The organism is Leisingera methylohalidivorans DSM 14336 (assembly GCF_000511355.1).
GTDB classification, from domain to species: Bacteria; Pseudomonadota; Alphaproteobacteria; order Rhodobacterales; family Rhodobacteraceae; genus Leisingera; species Leisingera methylohalidivorans.
The window spans coordinates 552,367-570,373 of the sequence record NC_023135.1; the positions used below are offsets into that span (position 1 = coordinate 552,367).

An 18,007-nucleotide genomic window follows, 5' to 3' on the forward strand; every position below is an offset into this window, starting at 1 on the left:
TCCAGCCTGGCGCGGCTCACTTCTGGCCGATCCGCGGCTCGGTGCCAGCACGCAGGCGTGCGATATTGGCCGCGTGGCGGATCAACACCACCGCCGCCAGAAGCACCGCCAGCACCGCCACTGGCTGATAGCCCAGCACCAATGCCCAAACTGCTGCCGAAGCTGCCGAGACCAGCGCCCCCATCGAGGAAATCCGGCTGGCTGCGGCTGCCGCCAGCCAGGTCAGGCAGCAGGCAATGCCGACCGGCCAGGCCAGCGCCAGCATCAAGCCGAGGAAGGTGGCAACCCCTTTGCCGCCCTTGAAACCCAGCCAGACCGGGAAACAATGGCCAAGAAAAGCCATCAGCCCCGCCGCTTGCGCCGCATCTTCGCCGGCCAGGGAGCGGGCCAGCAGCACCGCCGCCGCGCCCTTGCCGCCATCCAGGATCAGCGTCAGTGCCGCGGCGGCTTTGCTTCCGGTGCGCAGAACATTTGTGGTGCCGATATTGCCGGAGCCGATCTCGCGCAGGTTGCCCAGCCCGAACAGCCGGGTGACAACCATGCCAAAGGGCACCGACCCCAGGCCGTAGCCAATCACGGCCCACAGGATCATTACCGCGGCAGAGCTTTCCAGAACAGGCATCAGTCCCTCCGGTAGACGGGCTCACCCGCAACAAATGTGGCCTCAACCCGGCCCTGCATCCGCTGAGTGTCAAATGGCGTGTTCTGCGACTTCGAGCGCAGCTTGAAGCGGTCGAGCACAAAGGGCACGTCCGGATCGAACAGCACCAGATCCGCTGGCGCGCCCTCGGCCAGGCGGCCGCTGTCCAGCCCCAGACGTTTTGCCGGGTTCAGCGACATGGCGCGGAACAGGGTTGGCAGGTCCAGCAGCTCCGCATGATAAAGCCGCAGCGCCGCAGGCAGCAGGGTTTCCAGCGCCACGGCACCGGCGGCGGCCTCCTCAAACGGCAGCCGCTTGCTTTCTTCGTCCTGCGGCGTGTGCATCGAGGAAATGATGTCGATCAGACCTGTGCGCACCGCTTCCACCACGGCCAGCCGGTCGTCCTCGGAGCGCAGCGGCGGCTTCACCTTGAAAAAGCTGCGGTAGCCTGCCACGTCCAGCTCGTTCAGTGTCAGGTGGTGGATCGAAGTGCCTGCAGTAATGTCGAGACCGTTGCTCTTGGCGCGCTCCAGCGCGGGCAGGGCGCGGGCTGTGGTGATCTGGTCGGCGTGATATTTGGCGCCGGTCATCTCCAGCAGCGCGATATCGCGGTCCAGACCCATCCGCTCGGCCATCGGAGAGACGGCCGGCAGCCCGTAGAGAGCGGCAAATTTGCCGGAAGTGGCGGCGGCTCCGGCGCTCAGCACCGGTTCCTGCGGGTGGGCGATGACCAAGGCGCCGCAGGAGCGGGCATAGGTCAGCGCGCGCTGAAAGACCTTGGTATTGCCGGTCACATGGTCGCAATCGGAAAACGCCACCGCGCCGGCATCCATCAGGAAGCCGATCTCGGTCATCTCACGGCCCTCGCGGCCTTTGGTCAGCGCTGCCATCGGCAGCACGTTCACCGGCGTATCGGCCTGGGCGCGGCGGGTGACGAATTCCAGTGTTTCCGGGCTGTCGATAGCAGGTGTTGTGTCGGGACGGGTGACGATGGTTGTGACCCCGCCCGCCGCTGCCGCGAGGCCTGCGGATTTGTAGCTTTCCTTGTGGCGCTCGCCCGGCTCGCAAACCTTGACGCCGATATCGACAATGCCCGGCGCCAGGCATTTGCCGCCGCAGTCGGCCACGTCCGCCTCGTCCGGCCGGAGGTTGTGCGCGCGCAGCAGCTGGTCAGGATCGGCGGCGTTCGTTTCAACTGCCGCGATCCGCCCGTTCTGCACCAGAACCGTGCCAGGCGCATCGGTGCCTGCCTCGGGATCAATCAGGCGGGCGTTGATGAAGAGAGTGGTCATGCCTTGGCTCTTTCGATTGCATGGAGGGTCGCGGCCGGGTCGGCCTGGTATTTGATCAGGTGTTTGTCGCCGGTCCTGGTGATCACCTGCACATAGCTGCCCATGGCGCGGGTGGTCTTGATTTGGGTCAGCGGGATGTTGCGTTCCGCAGGGCCGGTGAGGGCCGTATCCGTCAGAGTCCAGACCACCGCCAGCTCCTCGCTGGCCATATACCAGCCGCGCAAGGCTATGGCGGCCAGCCCGCCGGCGGCGCCGGTCCAGATATGCGGGCTGTCAACCGCCCAAAGAACAGCCATGGCGCCGCCCATGCCGATCACCGCCATCCAAGCATGGGCGCGGACATAGGCACTGCGGTCCGGTTTCAAATCGGTCTCCGCCATCAAACTGCAACAGCCCAGACCAGCAATGCGGCCAGCAGCATCACCACGGCAAACAGGACAGCGCCAATGCGGCGGGCTTGCGTGCGGGCTTGCCGCGGGGGAAGTTTCGGGGCGGAATAGGGCTTGGCGCTTTCGGCGGTTGCGGGCGGAGCGCTCCAATCGGTCTGGCGCTCGCCGTATGTGCCGACCAGGATGATCTGCTCGGCCGGGGTCAGCCGGGTTTCGGCCCCGTCAAAGGCGCGCGAACGGATCAGCAGCACATGGCCTTCCAGCGCGTCCAGCATGCCGCGGTCTTCCTCGACCTGCGCCCGCGGCACACCGCAGCCGTCTGCGAGGTAACCAGCCAGGCCGATGTCCTCCAGGTCGGAAACCGGAAAGATCTCCACCTGATCCGGGTCGAGTGCCGCGACCCCCAAAACCTGCGCCAGCGCGCCGGGCTCCTTGAGAAAGGCCGCCTGCTCCGGCCGCATGTCGAGCCTGAACAACCGGATCACGCCGCGTTCTCCTGCCGGGATGTGGATGACGCCGTCCATGCTGCTTACCCCGCTTTTGCCTGCCGTTCGGCGCGCAGGTTGCGGGCCAGCAGATCCATTGCCGCCATCCGCACCGCAACGCCCATCTCGACCTGCTCCTGAATGACCGAGCGGTTGATGTCGTCGGCGAGCGTCCCGTCGATCTCGACCCCGCGGTTCATCGGACCGGGGTGCATGACGATGGCGTCGGGTTTCGCCTGTGCCAGCTTGTCGGCGTCGAGGCCGTAGCGATGATAGTATTCGCGCTCCGACGGGATGAAACCGCCGTCCATACGTTCCTTCTGCAGCCGCAGCATCATCACAACGTCGACGTCTTTCAGTCCCTCGCGCATGTCGTCATAGATCTCGGCGCCGAATTCGGCGAACTGGCCGGGCACCAGGGTCGGCGGGCCGATCAGGCGAATGCGGTTTTCCATCTTGCCCAGCAGAATCAGGTTGGAGCGGGCGACACGGCTGTGGGCAATGTCGCCGCAGATCGCAATGTTCAGCCGGTGCAGCCGGCCTTTGGAGCGGCGGATGGTCAGCGCATCAAGCAGCGCCTGGGTCGGGTGCTCATGCTTGCCGTCGCCGGCGTTCAGCACTGCGCAGTTCACTTTTTGCGCCAAGAGATCCACCGCGCCGGAATGCGGATGCCGCACCACCAGCAGGTCCGGGTGCATCGCGTTCAGCGTCATCGCGGTGTCGATCAGCGTCTCGCCCTTTTTGATCGAGGACGCCTGCATCGCCATATTCATCACATCGGCACCCAGCCGTTTGCCTGCCAATTCGAACGAGGCCTGGGTGCGGGTGGAATTCTCGAAGAACATGTTGATCTGAGTAAGCCCCGCCAGCACGTCGGAATGTTTTTCCGGGCGGCGGTTCAGGGCGACATATTCGTCAGCCAGATCAAGGATCGCGGTGATCTCATGCGGTTTCAGCGGTTCGATGCCAAGCAGGTGGCGGTGTTCGAAGGACATGGGGGCAGCTCCGCGTGATTTGCGGGTTCTTATAGGCGGGGCGGGCCAAACGGGCAACGGCCTGCACAGGCGAAGCTAGGGAATTTGAGTATTTGCAGCAAGATGAAAGGGGAGGTGTTCCGCTCGGGGCGCGGGCGGAGTAGCTTGGGCGCATGGAATCGGCATTGGATTACTGGAGCGCCCGGGCGCTGTTGGAGTGGCAGGCGGAGCTTGGCGCGACCGAAGCGCTGTGCGACGAACCAATCGACCGGTATGCGCTGGAACAGGCGGCACCCAAGCCGAAACCGGGGGCAGCGCCTGCGCCGCCGCCCAAGCCCAAGGAGGTTGATCCGGTCGATGCGGCCCTTAAAGCCGCCAAAGGGGCCGCGTCATTGCCTGCCTTGCGTGATGCCCTGGAGGGGTTCAGCCACTGCGACCTGAAACGCGGCGCGCGCAATCTGGTGTTCTCGGACGGCCAGGCGGGCGCGCGGGTGATGATCATCGGCGAAGCACCGGGGCGCGATGAGGATCTGCAGGGCAAACCGTTCGCGGGCCGGGACGGGCAGCTGCTGGACAAGATGCTGGAGGCGATCGGGCTATCACGTGCCGAGAGCGTCTATCTTACCAATGTGCTGCCCTGGCGGCCGCCTCAGAACCGCGATCCGCTGCCCGTGGAGATCGCCATGCTGGCCCCGTTCCTGGAGCGGCATGTGGCACTGGCAGAACCGGAAATTCTGGTCTTGATGGGCAATATCAGCTGCCAGGCAGTCCTGGGCAAGCGCGGCATTACCCGGCTGCGCGGGCAATGGGATCAGGCCTGGGGCAAGCCGGTGATGCCGATGTTCCACCCTGGCTATCTGCTGCGTCAGCCGCAGCAGAAGCGGCTGGCCTGGGGGGATCTGCTGGAGCTGAAGGCACGGCTGGGCGCCCTGTCCTGACGGAGGAGGAGCGTCATGAAGATTCTCGCATTTTCGGATCTGCATCTGTCAAGCAGCCATGCGGCGGAGATCGTGGCGGCCAGTGCAGGCGCTGATCTGGTGATCGGTGCAGGCGATTTTTGCAACATGCGCCAGGGAATGGACCGGGCGGTGGCGATGCTGGCGGGTCTGAAGGTGCCGATGGTGGCGGTTCCCGGCAATGGCGAAAGCGCCGGTGAACTGCGTGCGGCGGGGTTTCCCAGCACAACCGTGCTGCATGGCGAGGGAATGGAATTTGAGAGCCTGCGTCTGTTCGGCCTGGGCTACGGCGTGCCGGAAACACCCTTTGGCAGCTGGTCCTGCGACCTGAGCGAGGTTCAGGCGGCGGCGATGCTGGCAGCCTGTGATCATGCGGACATTCTGATTTCGCACTCGCCGCCCAAGGGGCTCGGGGATGTCACCTCGGGCGGGCTGTCCGTGGGCTCCACGGCGGTCAGGGCAGCGGCGGAGCGGATCCAGCCGCAGCTGCTGCTCTGCGGCCATGTGCATGATTGCTGGGGCTTCCGCGGCAGCATCGGCAGGACGCAGGTGGCCAATCTCGGCCCCGGCGTCACCTGGTTCGAGGTGGCGGGATGATCGATCCTCTCAGCCTTCTGGCCTTTGTCCCGGCGGCGCTGGCGCTGAACCTGACACCTGGCGCCGACATGATGTTCTGTCTCGGCCAGGGGCTGCGCTCGGGGCGCAGGGCGGCGCTTGCAGCCAGTGCCGGCATCACCGCGGGCTGCATGGTGCATGTGGTGCTGGCCGGGCTGGGTCTTGGCGCCCTGGTGGCGGCGGTGCCGGGGCTGTTCGACGTGATCCGCTGGGCCGGCGTGGGCTATCTCCTGTATCTTGCGTGGGGCGCGTGGCGCGGCGGACGCGCCGCCGCAACCGGGACTGCGGCGCCCGCCGCACGGGCCTTTCGCGCGGGATTCGTCGTCAACCTGACAAACCCCAAGGTGATCCTCTTTGTGCTGGCCTTCATTCCGCAGTTCGTGGTGCCCGGCGCCGGGCCGGTGCTGGGGCAATTCCTGATCTATGGCGCGGTGCTGTCGCTGGGCGGCTTTTTCATCAACGGGCTGGCCGGCATCTTCGCCGGGCAGGCGGGGGGCAGGCTCACCGGTTCGCCGGTCTTCGCGCGTTGGCTGGGCCGGGTGTCGGGGACGATTTTTGCAGCGCTGGCCGTGCGGCTGGCCATCATGGAAAGGGTGTGACGGATATGTCCCGGATTGACGAAACCAAGGACTTTATCCCGGTCCGCATTGCGGTGCTGACGGTGTCGGACAGCCGCAAGCTGGAGGATGACCGTTCGGGCCAGGTGCTGGTGGACCGGCTGCGGGATGCGGGCCACACCCTTGCCGACCGCAAGATCATTCCCGACGAGCGGACCGAGATCGCCGCACAGCTGCGCGCCTGGATTGCCAACCGGGAGGTGGATGTGGTGATTTCAACCGGCGGCACCGGGCTGACCGGGCGGGATGTCACGGTGGAAGCGCACCGCGATGTCTATGAAAAAGAGATCGAGGCCTTCGGCACCGTTTTCACCCTGGTCTCGATGCAGAAGATCGGCACCAGCGCAGTGCAGTCGCGCGCCACCGGCGGGGTCGCGGGCGGCACCTATCTGTTTGCGCTGCCCGGCAGCCCCGGCGCCTGCAAGGACGGCTGGGACGAAATCCTGTCGAAACAGCTCGATTACCGCCACCGGCCCTGCAATTTCGTGGAAATCATGCCCAGATTGGAGGAACAACTGCGCCGGAAGTAATCCGGCACGGCGTGTAACCTCGTAAACCTGTGCGGAAAATCGTATATTTCCAAGCGGGCACAAGGCATTTGCAATTTGGCTGGCCGCAATGGCGGTCCCGGCAGCATACGCCACTGGAAGGGAGAGACATGCGCTTTTTGCGTCAGAGTGTGACTGGGGTGTTCCTGGCGGCCGTAACGGCGGCGCTGCTGCTTTATGCCGGGCAGCTGATTTTCAGTGCGATTGATGCACAGCTGAATGCGGAGAAAAAGACGCCGCCAGTGCGCGAGCGGGTGTTTGCGGTCAATGTGGTGACGGCGGATCTGCAGACTGTGGCGCCGGAGCTGACGGCCTTTGGCCGGGTGGAAAGCCGCCGCGCACTGGAGCTGCGCACGGCGGTGGCGGGCCGGGTTGTGCACCTGTCTGAAGGTTTCGAGGACGGCGGCGCGGTCCGCGCCGGCGAGGTGCTGGTGCAAATCGATCCGGCGGATGCGCAAGCCGCGCTGGACCGGGCTGAGGCTGACATGATGGATGCCCGCGCCGAGGAACGCGATGCCGCCCGGGCGCTGATCCTGGCGCAGGACGAGTTGCAGGCCACCCAGGACCAGGCGCAATTGCGCCAGCGGGCGTTTCAGCGGCAAGTGGACCTGCAGGAGCGCGGTGTCGGCACCGCTGCCACCGTGGAAACAGCAGAATTTGCGGCGGTTCAGGCGCGCCAGGCGGTGATCTCGCGCCGTCAGGCCGTCAGCCAGGCCGAAGCGCGCGCCGATCAGGCCGCAACCCGTGTGGCCCGGGCGCAAATCGCGCTGGACGAGGCACGGCGCGAGCTGGACGATACCACGATCAGGGCGGGCTTTGACGGGACCTTGCAAGCCGTGAACCTGGTGCAGGGACGGCTGGTTTCAGCCAATGAAAAGCTGGCGGATTTGGTTGACCCGGATCTGCTGGAGGCAGCGTTCCGGGTCTCGACCGCGCAATACGCACGGCTGCTCGACGCTGGCGGCGATCTGCTGCAGGCGCCGGTGCGGGTGACACTGGATGCGGCCGGGGCGGGACTCAGCGCCACGGGGCAGATTTCCCGCGCCAGCGGCGCTGCCGGCGACGGGCAGACCGGGCGGCTTGTTTATGCCCGGCTGCAGGCCGCGCCGGGGTTTGAGCCGGGCGATTTTGTCACGGTGAAAGTGACTGAGCCCGAGGTCGCGGCGGTGGCCCGTGTTCCGGCCTCGGCGCTGGGCGCGGATGGGTCTATTCTGGTGCTGGGCGCCGGCGACCGGCTGGAGGCATTGGCGGTTGAGCTGGTGCGCCGTCAGGGCGACGACGTGCTGATCCGCGGATCGGGACTGGAGGGGCGCGAGGTTGTGACCGGCCGCACACCGCTTCTGGGGGCTGGCATCAAAGTGCGTCCGCTGCGCCAGGGCGCCGCGGCACGGCCGCTGCCCGAGCTGATCGAACTGAGCGATGAGCGCCGGGCAAGACTGGTGGCCTTGGTGGAAGGCAACAGCCGGATGCCCTCGGAGATGAAGGCCAGGATGCTGCAGCAGCTGGCCGAGGCCAAGGTGCCCGCGCAATTGGTCTCCCGGATTGAAACCCGGATGGGAGGCTGAGGCGTATGGTCCGCAAGCTCCCCCGGCCGGCCCGCGGGCTGTTCAGTTACTTCACCCGCCACCGCACCGCCGCGAATCTGCTGCTGGTGATCATGCTGGTGCTGGGCGCCGCAGCGATGCCCAACATGCGGGCGCAGTTCTTCCCGGATGTGATTGTCGAACGCGTCACCGTCACTGTCGAATGGGAGGGTGCGGGCCCCGAGGACGTGGACAGCGCCATCGTGCAGGTTCTGGAACCGGCGCTCCTGGCCGTGGACGGTGTGGAGGAGACCGCCTCCAGCTCGCGTGAAGGATGGGCAACGCTGACCCTGGAGTTTGAGCCCGGCTCGGACATGGGGCAGGCCACCGATGATGTGCAGGCAGCGGTCGACGGCATCACCACATTGCCGGAGGAGGCAGAGGAGCCGGAAGTGCGCCGCGGCGCCTGGCGCGACCGGGTGACCGATGTGGTGATCACCGGGCCGGTCGGGGCGGCGCAGCTGGGCCTTTTCGCGGATGAACTGGTCACCCGCCTGTTCGAGGCCGGCGTCACCCGGACCACCATCCGCGGTATGGCGGCGCCGGAGACCATCGTCGAGGTGCCCACCGCCAAGCTGATCAGCCATGACATCACCATGCGCGAGATCGCCGCGGCCATTGCCGCCGAGGTGGACGCCGACCCCGCAGGCGATGTGACCGGCGCCAACGCGCGGGTCCGCACCGGCAGCGAGAAACGCAAACCCGATGAGCTGGAGGCGATTGTTCTGCGCACCAATCCCGACGGCTCGGTGCTGACCATCGCGGATGTGGCACAGGTGCGGGTGGAGGGGGTGGACCGCAACCGCTCTTATTTCGTCGGCGGGCATCCGGCGATGTCGATCCGGGTTGACCGTTCGGACCAGGGCAATGCCATCCGTCTGCAGGGCAAGGTCCAGGAGGTGGTTGCGGAAATGCAGGCCAGCCTGCCGCAGGGGGTGACAGCACAGCTGATCCGCACCCGGGCCGAGCACATCACCAACAGGCTGGATATCCTGGTCGACAACGGGCTGATGGGGCTCGGCCTGGTGCTGTGCCTGCTGTTCCTGTTTCTCAACACCCGCATTGCCTTCTGGGTGGCAATGGGCATCCCCGCCTCGATGTTTGCTGCCGTGGCGCTGATGTATGCTGCCGGGATCACCATCAATATGGTCAGCCTGTTCGGCCTGATCATCACCTTGGGGATCGTGGTGGACGATGCCATCGTGGTGGGTGAACACGCCGATTTCCGGGTGCGGCGGCTTGGCGAAAGCCCGGTTCAGGCCGCCGAGAACGCGGCCCGGCGTATGGCGATGCCGGTCTTTGCGGCAACGCTGACCACCATCATCGCCTTCTTTGGCCTGACCCTTGTTGGGGGGCGTTTTGGCGAGCTGATCCGCGACATCCCGTTCACCGTCATCGCCGTGCTGGCGGCCTCGCTGGTGGAATGTTTTCTGATCCTGCCCAACCACTTGGCCCATGCGCTGACCCATGCTCAGGCGCGGCATTGGTATGACTGGCCGAACCGGATGGTGAACCGCGGCTTCCGCTGGTTGCGCGACAACGCGTTCCGGCCGTTCATGGGCTGGGTGGTCCAGGCCCGCTATGCTGTGCTGGCCGGGGCGTTAGCAGTCCTGGCAAGCCAGGCGGCGCTGTTCATCAGCGGCGATGTGCAGTGGCGCTTTTTCAACGCGCCTGAACGCGGCTCGGTGACTGGCAATTTCGCCATGGTGGAGGGCGCCAGCCGCAGAGACACCCTGGCGATGATGCAGGAAATGCAACGCGCGACCGAGGCGCTGGGCGCGGAATATGCCACCCGCTATGGCCGCAACCCGCTGAATTTTGTCATGGCCGAGATCGGCGGCAATGCCGGCCGCGGCCTGGGCGGGGTTGAGGCCAAGGACACAGATCTGCTGGGCGGGATCTCGATTGAATTGATCGACGCCGACCTGCGCCCCTATTCCAGCTTTGCCTTTGTCGCTGAGCTGCAGGAGCGGGTGGCACGGCATCCGATGGCCGAGACGGTGTCATTCCGCAGCTGGCGTTCCGGGCCGGGCGGGGATGCGCTTGACGTGCAATTCTCCGGCCCCAGCGTGCAGGTGCTGAAGGATGCCTCGGAAGATCTGAAAACCGCGCTGCTGCGCTTTCCCGAGGTTTCAGCCGTCGAGGACAATCTGGCGTACGACAAGGAGGAGGTGATCCTCGACCTCACGCCCCAGGGGCAGGCGCTGAATTTCACCATCGGCAGCCTTGGCCAGGCACTGCGCGCGCGGCTGAATGGAATTGAGGCAGCCACCTATCCGGACGGACCGCGCAGCGCCAAGATCCGGGTGGAGCTGCCCGAAAATGAGCTGACCGCCGACTTCCTGGAGCGCACGCTGATGCGGGCGCCCAGCGGCATCTACGTGCCGCTGGGCGATATCGTCTCGGTCACCCAGCGCACCGGCTTTTCCACCGTGCGGCGGGAAAACGGCATCCGGGTGATCAGTGTCTCGGGTGACATCTCCGAGGACGATCCCGCCCGGGCCGAAGCGGTGATGCAAGCGCTTCAGGAAGAAATCCTGCCGAAGATCGCCAGCGAGCGGCAGGTGGAATGGACCCTGTCGGGCCTTGCAGAGCAGGAGCAGACTTTTCTGCAGGAGGCAGGCACCGGGCTGATCCTGTGCCTGACGGGGATTTACCTGGTGCTGTCCTGGATCTTTGCCAGCTGGACCCGGCCCCTGGTGGTAATGGCGATCATTCCCTTCGGCCTCGTCGGCACGATTTGGGGCCATTACATGTGGGAGGTGCCGCTGAGCATGTTCACGGTGGTGGGTCTTTTGGGGATGACCGGAATCATCATCAACGATTCCATCGTGCTGGTGACCACCATCGACCAGTATGCCGAGGACCGCGGGCTGGTGCCGTCGATCATCGACGCGGCGGCGGACCGGCTGCGGCCGGTGATGCTGACCACGATGACCACGGTGCTGGGTCTGGCGCCCCTGCTGTTCGAGCGCTCGCAACAGGCGCAGTTCCTGAAACCGACGGTGATCACGCTCGTCTATGGCCTTGGGTTCGGCATGTTCCTGGTTCTGCTTGTGGTGCCTGCACTGGTGGCCATGCAGCGGGACCTGTCGCGCCCGATGACGTCGCTGCGCCGGGCCTTGCGGCGCGGCGCCGGGGGGCTGCGCTGGCTGGTTCTGGGCACCGCGCTGGCTCAGCTTGGCTGGCTGGTGCTGACGCTGGGCTGGGCGATGGCCACCGGCGTGCTGCATCCGGTGCTGCGGGCGATGCCTGCGCTGGCGGCGATGGAGCCGGTGCGCGCCGGGCTGCTGGCCTGCATCGCGGGGGCACTGGTTCTGGCGCTGCTGGCCTATCTGGCCGGTGGCATTGCCTACCGGTTCAGCTCCCGCCAGCGGGCCTGAGCCAGCCGGGCCACGTCCGCCACCTGTTCCAGCAGCTGCAGCCCGCGGGTTTCGATCTCCGCAATCGGGATCCACTCGGCCTGTTCGGCGTCATCATCCGGCACCGGCTCGCCGCTGATATAGCCGCACAGGACCACGGTCAGCAGATACTGGCGCTGTGCCGCGCCAGTCTCACCGCGGGCAATCACATCGACATTGGTAAGATACTCCAGCGGCTTGGCAATAACCCCGGTTTCCTCCTGCAGCTCACGCGCGGCGGCCTGCAGGGCGGTCTCCCCCATTTCCACATGGCCGCCGGGAAAGCCCCACCAGCCCGCATTCGGCTCCTTGCCGCGCTGCACCAGAATCACCTGGTCCCGGCCGCTGATGCGGCGGCAGACCACGGCAATGGTGCCCAGAACCGGACGCTGGGGACTGGCGGCGGTGCTCATCCGGCGCTGCAGCCCTGGATGTCCACCGCGTGGTTCTGCCCCAGCACCGTGATCCGCAGTTGCGAGCGGTCAATGGCATAGGCATTGTCATCGGCAGGCAGGAATTCGGTTTCAGCCACCAGCAGCCCGCCTTCGCGCCGCGTGGTGGTCTCACCGGCAAACAGCTTGGGATTGCCCGGTTCGATCACCGCAACCTCCTTGCCGCCGGCAGAAGGCATCGAGATGCGGGCCGTGACCTTCATGCCGTATTCGGACGGGCGCAGGCTGCAGACGGCATGGCGCACACCGGCTTCCTTGGCCGACCAGGGGCGGCTGGCCATCGCAGCGGCAATCGCCGGGTTGCGGCCTGCGGTGCTGTCCAGCTGGTGGTCAAAGCTCAGCTCGGCCGGCACGCAGACGTCTTTGCAGACACCCAGCTGCATCCGGCCTTTCAGGCGCACCGGCTTGCCCGGCGTTTCCGGGGTGATTTCCAGCGGCAGCACCAGCTGGCCGTGATAGCCGATGGTGCGGTAGCCGGAGGTCTGAAAAACTTCGGGTGCGGGCCAGGTGATCGACAGCCCGCCCACATTGCGCGCGCCGCGCCAGGAGAAGCTGGGCGCAATGCCGGCGTCGCCGGGCGCGCGCCAATATGTCTTCCAGCCCGGCTGCAGCTTGATCCGCAGCGCCCCCATATAGGTGCCGCGCGGGGTCCTGCCGCCGTCCAGCACTTCAATCTGCACGATCCCGCCGTCAGCAGCGCCGGTGAGGGCCGGGGCGCCTGATGCCGCGGCAAGCAAAACCGCCAGGGCGGCCAGGGGTCTGTTCAGCTTCGGTCTCATGCCCCGATACATGCGCCTGGCGGCGGGGTTTGCCAAGTCACGTTCCGGTCATTGTCTTGGACTATGGGCAGGTTTGCGGCAATTTTGCCGGCGGCTTCACCGGGCTGACCCTTTGCACCCCTTGCGTGCGGGCCGGGGGGGCGTCATGGTGGAGACAGGCAGCAGGAAAGACGGAATTTCATGGATCTGACTGGCAAGCTATTGATTGCAATGCCCGGAATCGGCGACCCAAGGTTTGAGCATTCGGTGGTTTTCCTGTGCTCACATGGAGATGAAGGGGCCATGGGCCTCATCGTCAACAAGCCAGCGGACGGGGTGGCCCTGGGCGATCTGCTGGAGCAGCTGGACATGGGCGAAGAGGGCAGCGCGGCAGCGGCATTACCGGTGCGGTTCGGCGGTCCGGTGGAGACCCAGCGCGGGTTTGTGCTGCACACGCCGGATTACGAATCGGACGTCAGCTCGCTGAAGGTTCCGGGCGGGTTTTCGATGACCGCGACGCTGGACATCCTGGAAGACATCGCCCTGGGGCAGGGACCGGAGCAGCTGCTGGTGCTGCTGGGCTATGCGGGCTGGGGGCCGGGTCAGCTGGAAGCGGAAATTGCGATGAACGGCTGGCTGACGGCCGACGCCAGCCCGGAGCTTGTTTTCAGCCTCGCGGACGACAGCAAATGGGAAGCATCGCTGAAAACGCTTGGGGTCGATCCGCTGACATTGTCAGCCAGCGCAGGCCACGCCTGAGCGGCTGATAAGAGACGCCGCGCCGCGCTTGCGCGGCGCTATGCCCAACAGTTTGGCTTACGTATTTTGGCACCCGTTCTTGATGGTTTTCAATCGGGCGGGGGTGTCCTGGCCGGGCGGCCGGGCGGCCGGGTGCCGGGGCGGCTCAACCCCTGGGCGCGGCGGCGCGGACAAGCCGGTCGTTGATGGCTTCGCCCAATCCGTGATCCGGAACCGGCGCCACCGCGATGGGTTTGCCAAGGGCGTCCAGACGGTGCAGGTGGCCAAAAAGATTGGCGGCGGCCTCGGCCAGGTCTGCGCTGGCGGAGAGGTTCAGATCGCCTCCTCCCGGGCCGAACCCAAGATACAGCTCTCCATCCTCAGCCTTGGCGGCGTTCAGCCGGACCGGCGCGCCCGGGGCGTAGTGGGACAGCAGCTGGCCCGGGGCGGTCAGCGGGTCCTGGACGTCGCGCATTACCAGCTTTTTGCCCAGCACGGCCTCGATATCTTCTGCCGCCAGCCCGCCCGGGCGCAGCAGCATCGGCGCCGGGCCTGCGAGCCCGACAATGGTTGATTCCAGCCCGACCCCGCAGGCGCCGTCATCCAGAATCGCGGCGATGCGGCCGTCCAGCCCGGCCTGCACATGGGCCGCGGTGGTGGGGCTGATCCTGCCCGAAGGATTGGCCGACGGCGCGGCCACCGGACCGTCCAGCGCCTGCAGCAGGGCCTGGCCTGCGGGATGCGCTGGCACGCGCAAGCCCAAAGTCCCGAGGCCGGCAGTGACCAGCGGCGATATTCCGTGGCCCGCGCGCAGCGGCAGCACCAGGGTCAGCGGACCGGGCCAGAAGGCCTGGGCCAGCTGCTCAGCCGTTTCGTTCCAGTCCACATAGCGGCGGCCGGCCTCTGCGGAATGCACATGCGCGATCAACGGGTTGAAGGAGGGCCGCCCCTTGGCCTCATAGATCGCTGCCACAGCCGCGCCCTGCCGGGCATCGGCGCCAAGGCCATAGACCGTCTCGGTCGGGAACGAGACCAGCTTGCCGTCCCGCAGCAATTGGGCGGCGCGGGCAATGCCGGTTGCCGTGGCGGCAAGAATTTCGGTGCGGTGCAGGGGCATTCCAGGTGACGCGGCGTTTTGGTTGATTGAGATGAGCGTCCGATTAGGTAATCGGTCAAGCCATCGACCATAATAGGCCCGTGCCGGGAAGCCAAGGCTGCCCGTGCCAGGTTGCCCCCTAAATGACCTCCAGAGGACGCCCATGACCTTCCGTGCCCCCGTTTCCGAGTATGAGTTTCTGCTGAACCACGTCGTCGGCTATGGCGCCATCCCGGCCACAGACCGCTTTGCAGAGGCAACGCCGGATGTGGTGAGCGCCATCCTTAACGAGGCTGGCAAGATGTGCGACGAGGTGATGGCCCCCTTGCAACGCAACGGGGACCTGACCCCGGCCTTTCTGGAGAACGGCGTGCTGCGGACCTCGCCCGGTTTCGGCGATGGGTTCAAGGCCATCGCCGATGGCGGCTGGATCGGCATGAGCGCGCCAGAGGAACACGGCGGCATGGGGCTGCCGCTGACGGTAGCCACCGCGGTGAACGAAATGATGGCGGGCGCCTGTTTGTCGCTGCAGCTGGCACCGCTGATGACCCAGGGCCAGATCGAGGCGCTGGAGCATCACGCCCCGGATGCGATCAAGGAACTGTATCTGCCCAAACTGATCTCCGGCGAATGGTCCGGCACCATGAACCTGACCGAACCGCAGGCCGGTTCGGACGTGGGTGCGCTCAGCTCCAAGGCCGAGCCGAACGGCGATGGCACCTATGCGGTCAGCGGCCAGAAGATCTTCATCTCCTGGGGCGATAATGATTTCTGCGGCAACATCTGCCATCTGGTGCTGGCGCGGCTGCCGGACGGCGTGCCGGGGACCAAGGGGATTTCCCTGTTTCTGGTGCCGAAATTCCTGCCGGACGCAGATGGCAATCCGGGCGCGGCAAACGATCTGAAGGTCGTCAGCCTCGAGCACAAGATGGGCCTGCACGGCTCCCCCACCTGCGTGATGCAATATGACGGTGCCACCGGCTGGCTGATCGGCGAGGAGCATGGCGGCATGGCAGCCATGTTCACCATGATGAACAACGCGCGCCTCGGCGTCGGCGGCCAGGGCGTGGGGGCAGGCGAAGGCGCCTATCAGCATGCGCTGGCATATGCGCTAGAGCGCAAACAGGGCAAGACTGCCAGCGGCACGATTGCGGACCACGCCGATGTGCGCCGGATGCTGATGGAGATGAAGGCGGACCTGTTTGCCTCCCGCGCAATCCTGCTGGCCTGTGCGCAGGCCATCGACATGCAGACCGCCACCGGTGCAAAGGACTGGGCCGCCCGCGCAGCATTCCTGACGCCGATAGCCAAGGCATTCGGAACCGACACCGGGATCCGGGTGGCAGAGACCGGGGTGCAGGTGCATGGCGGCATGGGCTTCATCGAGGAAAGCGGTGCTGCGCAATATTACCGCGACGTGCGGGTGACCGCGATCTACGAGGGCACCAATGGCATCCAGTCGATGGACCTGGTGGCGCGCAAGATGATGGACGGCGGCGAAATGGGTTTTGCCCTGATCGACGAGATCGAGGAGCAGGCCGAACGCGCCCGCACCACCCATCCGAATATGGCCGAATCCGTCTGGCAGGCCTGTGAAAGCCTGCGCGAAGCCACCGAATGGCTGGCCGCCCAGCAGGACATGCAGGATCGCTTTGCCGGTTCCGTGCCGTATCTGCGGGCCTTCGCCCGGGTGCTGGGCGGCCATTACCATCTGGCGGCAGCGATGGCGGATCAGGGTGGTCCGCGCGAAAAACTGGCGCGGTTCTACATCACCCGGATGCTGCCCGAACATGGCAGCCTGCTGGCCCATGCCCAGGCCGGCGCTGCGGGGGCCTTTGCCCTCACCCTTGATGAACTGGCAGGCTGATCTGTGACTGACATTCCCGACGTTTCCCCCCGCACCCCGTGGGAACAGCCGCCCGCACAGGGCGAAGCCATCGAAGTGGCCGACGGCGTGCTTTGGATGCGCCAGCCGCTGCCGATGAAGCTCGATCACGTCAATATCTACGCGCTGGATGACGGCGATGGCTGGACGGTGATCGATACCGGCTTCAACACCCGCAAAAGCCGGGCGATCTGGGACAGCCTGATGGCGGGCCCGCTGAAGGGCAAGCCGGTCACCCGCGTTGTCGGCACCCATCACCACCCGGACCACATCGGCCTGGCCGGCTGGTTCCAGTCGCAGCATGGCGCCGAACTGGTCACCACCCGCACCGCCTGGCTGTTCGCCCGCATGCTGACGCTGGATGTGCAGGAGACCTGGCCGGAGGAGACGCTGGCCTATTACCGCAGTGCGGGCATGGACACGGCCTTCTATGACAAACGGGCCAGCGACCGGCCCTTCAACTTTGCCGATACGGTTTATCCGATGCCGCTGGGGTTCACCCGCATCAGGCAGGGGGATGCAATCCGCATGGGGGGGCGCGACTGGGATGTGCACGTCGGCAACGGCCATGCACCGGAACACGCGACCTTCTGGAGCCGCGACGACAATCTGGTGATCACCGGCGATCAGATCCTGTCGACCATCAGCCCCAACATCGGCGTCTATGCGACCGAGCCGATGGCGGATCCCTTGGGCGAATGGCTGGAGGCCTGCGAGCGCCTGTCGAAACTGGCGCGGCCCGATCATCTGGCCTTGGGCGGGCACAAGCTGCCCTTCACCCGGCTGCCCTTGCGGATGCAGCAGCTGATCGGCAATCATCACGGTGCGCTGGAGCGGCTGATGGATCATCTTTCTGTGCCGCAGACAGCCGCCGATTGCTTTGCGCCGCTGTTCAAGCGCACAATCGGCGAAGGCGAGTACGGGCTTGCGCTGGTCGAGGCGGTGGCCCATGTAAATCATCTGTACCACACCGGCCAGGTGGACCGCTGGAAACGCGAAGACGGCGCTTGGCTCTATCAGCGCAAGGGGTGACGCACCCCGTATTTGGGGGAGGCACCATGAGCGACGAGATTTCTACCAGCGCCGAGGCGGCAGAGGCGGCGGTGCTGCCCTGCGTGCACGAGGTTCATGCCGATCCCGAGGCCTGCACAGGCCTGCGCAAGATTCCGGAAAAACTGCAAAAGCAGGACGCGGCCAAAAGCCCGGCGCGCTGGGCCTACGAGCGGCTGATCCTTTATATCCAGAATTTCGAACAGCAGCTGGACGCCGAGCACGAGGTTGCGATGGGCTTTGCCGGCGGCAATGCGGGGGTGCTCCGGATCGAAGGCATGGGCTATTACGATCCCGATATCATCACCTTTTATGGCAGCGAAGGCCCCGGCGGGCGCACCCAGCTGGTGCAGCATGTCAGCCAGCTGAACGTGATGCTGCGGGCGGTGCCCAAAGCACAGGAAAAAGCCCCCGCCAACCGGATCGGCTTCCGGCTCGCTTCGGATTTGGAGCAGGCTTAAGCCCAGGGGCAGGGCCCGGCCGATTCGCCTGCGCGGCGGTGCCGGGTCCGCCGGATGCCATGACTGC

At 66.0% G+C, this 18,007-nt stretch carries 18 protein-coding genes; 10 read left to right on the forward strand and 8 right to left on the reverse strand.

Features of this window, described 5'->3' with window-relative positions; all coding sequences use genetic code 11:
* Positions 1-16: 16 nt before the first annotated feature.
* The 5 genes from plsY to METH_RS02885 are packed head-to-tail and all read right to left on the reverse strand — an operon-like array spanning position 17 to position 3,801.
* Complete coding sequence (gene plsY, locus METH_RS02865; RefSeq protein ID WP_024088903.1) at positions 17-622, reverse strand: glycerol-3-phosphate 1-O-acyltransferase PlsY; 606 nt, start codon at positions 620-622, stop codon at positions 17-19.
* Positions 622-1,932, reverse strand: a complete 1,311-nt coding sequence (gene pyrC / locus METH_RS02870; RefSeq protein ID WP_024088904.1) for a dihydroorotase — start codon at positions 1,930-1,932, stop codon at positions 622-624. The genes plsY and pyrC overlap by 1 nt, the downstream gene beginning before the upstream one ends.
* Positions 1,929-2,312 (reverse strand): hypothetical protein, encoded by a 384-nt coding sequence (locus tag METH_RS02875; protein ID WP_024088905.1) that lies wholly within the window; start codon positions 2,310-2,312, stop codon positions 1,929-1,931. Before METH_RS02875 ends, pyrC begins: the two co-directional genes overlap by 4 nt.
* Complete coding sequence (locus tag METH_RS02880; RefSeq protein ID WP_024088906.1) at positions 2,312-2,845, reverse strand: hypothetical protein; 534 nt, start codon at positions 2,843-2,845, stop codon at positions 2,312-2,314. The genes METH_RS02875 and METH_RS02880 overlap by 1 nt, the downstream gene beginning before the upstream one ends.
* A 5-nt stretch (positions 2,846-2,850) precedes the next feature.
* A complete protein-coding gene (locus METH_RS02885) occupies positions 2,851-3,801 on the reverse strand; it encodes an aspartate carbamoyltransferase catalytic subunit (protein WP_024088907.1) in 951 nt (316 codons plus the stop codon).
* Between the two features lie 152 nt (positions 3,802-3,953).
* Between METH_RS02885 and METH_RS02890 the strand changes: the two genes are divergently transcribed.
* The 6 genes from METH_RS02890 (at position 3,954) to METH_RS02915 (ending at position 11,482) form a co-directional block, all read left to right on the forward strand.
* Positions 3,954-4,718, forward strand: a complete 765-nt coding sequence (locus METH_RS02890) for a uracil-DNA glycosylase (protein ID WP_024088908.1) — start codon at positions 3,954-3,956, stop codon at positions 4,716-4,718.
* Between the two features lie 15 nt (positions 4,719-4,733).
* Complete coding sequence (locus METH_RS02895) at positions 4,734-5,333, forward strand: metallophosphoesterase family protein (RefSeq protein ID WP_024088909.1); 600 nt, start codon at positions 4,734-4,736, stop codon at positions 5,331-5,333.
* Complete coding sequence (locus METH_RS02900) at positions 5,330-5,950, forward strand: LysE family translocator (protein WP_024088910.1); 621 nt, start codon at positions 5,330-5,332, stop codon at positions 5,948-5,950. Before METH_RS02895 ends, METH_RS02900 begins: the two co-directional genes overlap by 4 nt.
* Before the next feature lie 5 nt (positions 5,951-5,955).
* On the forward strand, positions 5,956-6,498 hold the full coding sequence (gene moaB, locus METH_RS02905) for a molybdenum cofactor biosynthesis protein B (RefSeq protein WP_024088911.1): 543 nt from the start codon (positions 5,956-5,958) through the stop codon (positions 6,496-6,498).
* Positions 6,499-6,626: 128 nt separating this feature from the next.
* Positions 6,627-8,081, forward strand: a complete 1,455-nt coding sequence (locus METH_RS02910; protein WP_024088912.1) for an efflux RND transporter periplasmic adaptor subunit — start codon at positions 6,627-6,629, stop codon at positions 8,079-8,081.
* A 5-nt stretch (positions 8,082-8,086) separates the two neighbouring features.
* A complete protein-coding gene (locus tag METH_RS02915; RefSeq protein WP_024088913.1) occupies positions 8,087-11,482 on the forward strand; it encodes an efflux RND transporter permease subunit in 3,396 nt (1,131 codons plus the stop codon).
* On the opposite strand, the gene METH_RS02920 is transcribed toward METH_RS02915, so the two are convergent.
* Positions 11,452-11,913, reverse strand: coding sequence for an NUDIX hydrolase (locus METH_RS02920; RefSeq protein WP_024088914.1), 462 nt, complete (start codon positions 11,911-11,913; stop codon positions 11,452-11,454). The two genes, METH_RS02915 and METH_RS02920, sit on opposite strands and share 31 nt — an antisense overlap.
* Positions 11,910-12,731 (reverse strand): protein-disulfide reductase DsbD domain-containing protein, encoded by an 822-nt coding sequence (locus METH_RS02925; protein WP_245602948.1) that lies wholly within the window; start codon positions 12,729-12,731, stop codon positions 11,910-11,912. Before METH_RS02925 ends, METH_RS02920 begins: the two co-directional genes overlap by 4 nt.
* Before the next feature lie 180 nt (positions 12,732-12,911).
* Between METH_RS02925 and METH_RS02930 the strand changes: the two genes are divergently transcribed.
* A complete protein-coding gene (locus METH_RS02930) occupies positions 12,912-13,469 on the forward strand; it encodes a YqgE/AlgH family protein (protein ID WP_024088916.1) in 558 nt (185 codons plus the stop codon).
* A 145-nt stretch (positions 13,470-13,614) separates the two neighbouring features.
* On the opposite strand, the gene METH_RS02935 is transcribed toward METH_RS02930, so the two are convergent.
* Entirely contained in the window at positions 13,615-14,565 is a 951-nt protein-coding gene (locus METH_RS02935; RefSeq protein ID WP_024088917.1) for an L-threonylcarbamoyladenylate synthase, read from the reverse strand.
* A gap of 142 nt (positions 14,566-14,707) precedes the next feature.
* On the opposite strand from METH_RS02935, the gene METH_RS02940 reads away from it, so the two are divergent.
* The 3 genes from METH_RS02940 to METH_RS02950 are packed head-to-tail and all read left to right on the forward strand — an operon-like array spanning position 14,708 to position 17,940.
* The gene (locus METH_RS02940) at positions 14,708-16,411 is read left to right on the forward strand and encodes an acyl-CoA dehydrogenase (protein ID WP_024088918.1); all 1,704 of its coding nucleotides are present in this window, start codon (positions 14,708-14,710) and stop codon (positions 16,409-16,411) included.
* A 3-nt stretch (positions 16,412-16,414) separates the two neighbouring features.
* On the forward strand, positions 16,415-17,461 hold the full coding sequence (locus tag METH_RS02945) for an MBL fold metallo-hydrolase (RefSeq protein WP_024088919.1): 1,047 nt from the start codon (positions 16,415-16,417) through the stop codon (positions 17,459-17,461).
* Between the two features lie 26 nt (positions 17,462-17,487).
* Positions 17,488-17,940: a DUF6173 family protein gene (locus METH_RS02950; protein ID WP_024088920.1), complete on the forward strand. Its 453-nt coding sequence runs from the start codon at positions 17,488-17,490 to the stop codon at positions 17,938-17,940.
* Positions 17,941-18,007 lie beyond the last annotated feature (67 nt).

Excerpts from the sequence above, each read along its gene's own strand:
- METH_RS02935 (WP_024088917.1), bottom strand. The coding sequence starts at position 14,565 with ATGCCCCTGCACCGCACCGAAATTCTTGCCGCCACGGCAACCGGCATT.
- METH_RS02880 (WP_024088906.1), bottom strand. The coding sequence starts at position 2,845 with ATGGACGGCGTCATCCACATCCCGGCAGGAGAACGCGGCGTGATCCGG.
- moaB (WP_024088911.1), top strand. The coding sequence starts at position 5,956 with ATGTCCCGGATTGACGAAACCAAGGACTTTATCCCGGTCCGCATTGCG.
- METH_RS02950 (WP_024088920.1), top strand. The coding sequence starts at position 17,488 with ATGAGCGACGAGATTTCTACCAGCGCCGAGGCGGCAGAGGCGGCGGTG.
- METH_RS02915 (WP_024088913.1), top strand. The coding sequence starts at position 8,087 with ATGGTCCGCAAGCTCCCCCGGCCGGCCCGCGGGCTGTTCAGTTACTTC.
- pyrC (WP_024088904.1), bottom strand. The coding sequence starts at position 1,932 with ATGACCACTCTCTTCATCAACGCCCGCCTGATTGATCCCGAGGCAGGC.
- METH_RS02875 (WP_024088905.1), bottom strand. The coding sequence starts at position 2,312 with ATGGCGGAGACCGATTTGAAACCGGACCGCAGTGCCTATGTCCGCGCC.
- METH_RS02910 (WP_024088912.1), top strand. The coding sequence starts at position 6,627 with ATGCGCTTTTTGCGTCAGAGTGTGACTGGGGTGTTCCTGGCGGCCGTA.
- METH_RS02890 (WP_024088908.1), top strand. The coding sequence starts at position 3,954 with ATGGAATCGGCATTGGATTACTGGAGCGCCCGGGCGCTGTTGGAGTGG.
- plsY (WP_024088903.1), bottom strand. The coding sequence starts at position 622 with ATGCCTGTTCTGGAAAGCTCTGCCGCGGTAATGATCCTGTGGGCCGTG.
- METH_RS02940 (WP_024088918.1), top strand. The coding sequence starts at position 14,708 with ATGACCTTCCGTGCCCCCGTTTCCGAGTATGAGTTTCTGCTGAACCAC.
- METH_RS02930 (WP_024088916.1), top strand. The coding sequence starts at position 12,912 with ATGGATCTGACTGGCAAGCTATTGATTGCAATGCCCGGAATCGGCGAC.
- METH_RS02900 (WP_024088910.1), top strand. The coding sequence starts at position 5,330 with ATGATCGATCCTCTCAGCCTTCTGGCCTTTGTCCCGGCGGCGCTGGCG.
- METH_RS02885 (WP_024088907.1), bottom strand. The coding sequence starts at position 3,801 with ATGTCCTTCGAACACCGCCACCTGCTTGGCATCGAACCGCTGAAACCG.
- METH_RS02895 (WP_024088909.1), top strand. The coding sequence starts at position 4,734 with ATGAAGATTCTCGCATTTTCGGATCTGCATCTGTCAAGCAGCCATGCG.
- METH_RS02925 (WP_245602948.1), bottom strand. The coding sequence starts at position 12,731 with ATGAGACCGAAGCTGAACAGACCCCTGGCCGCCCTGGCGGTTTTGCTT.
- METH_RS02920 (WP_024088914.1), bottom strand. The coding sequence starts at position 11,913 with ATGAGCACCGCCGCCAGTCCCCAGCGTCCGGTTCTGGGCACCATTGCC.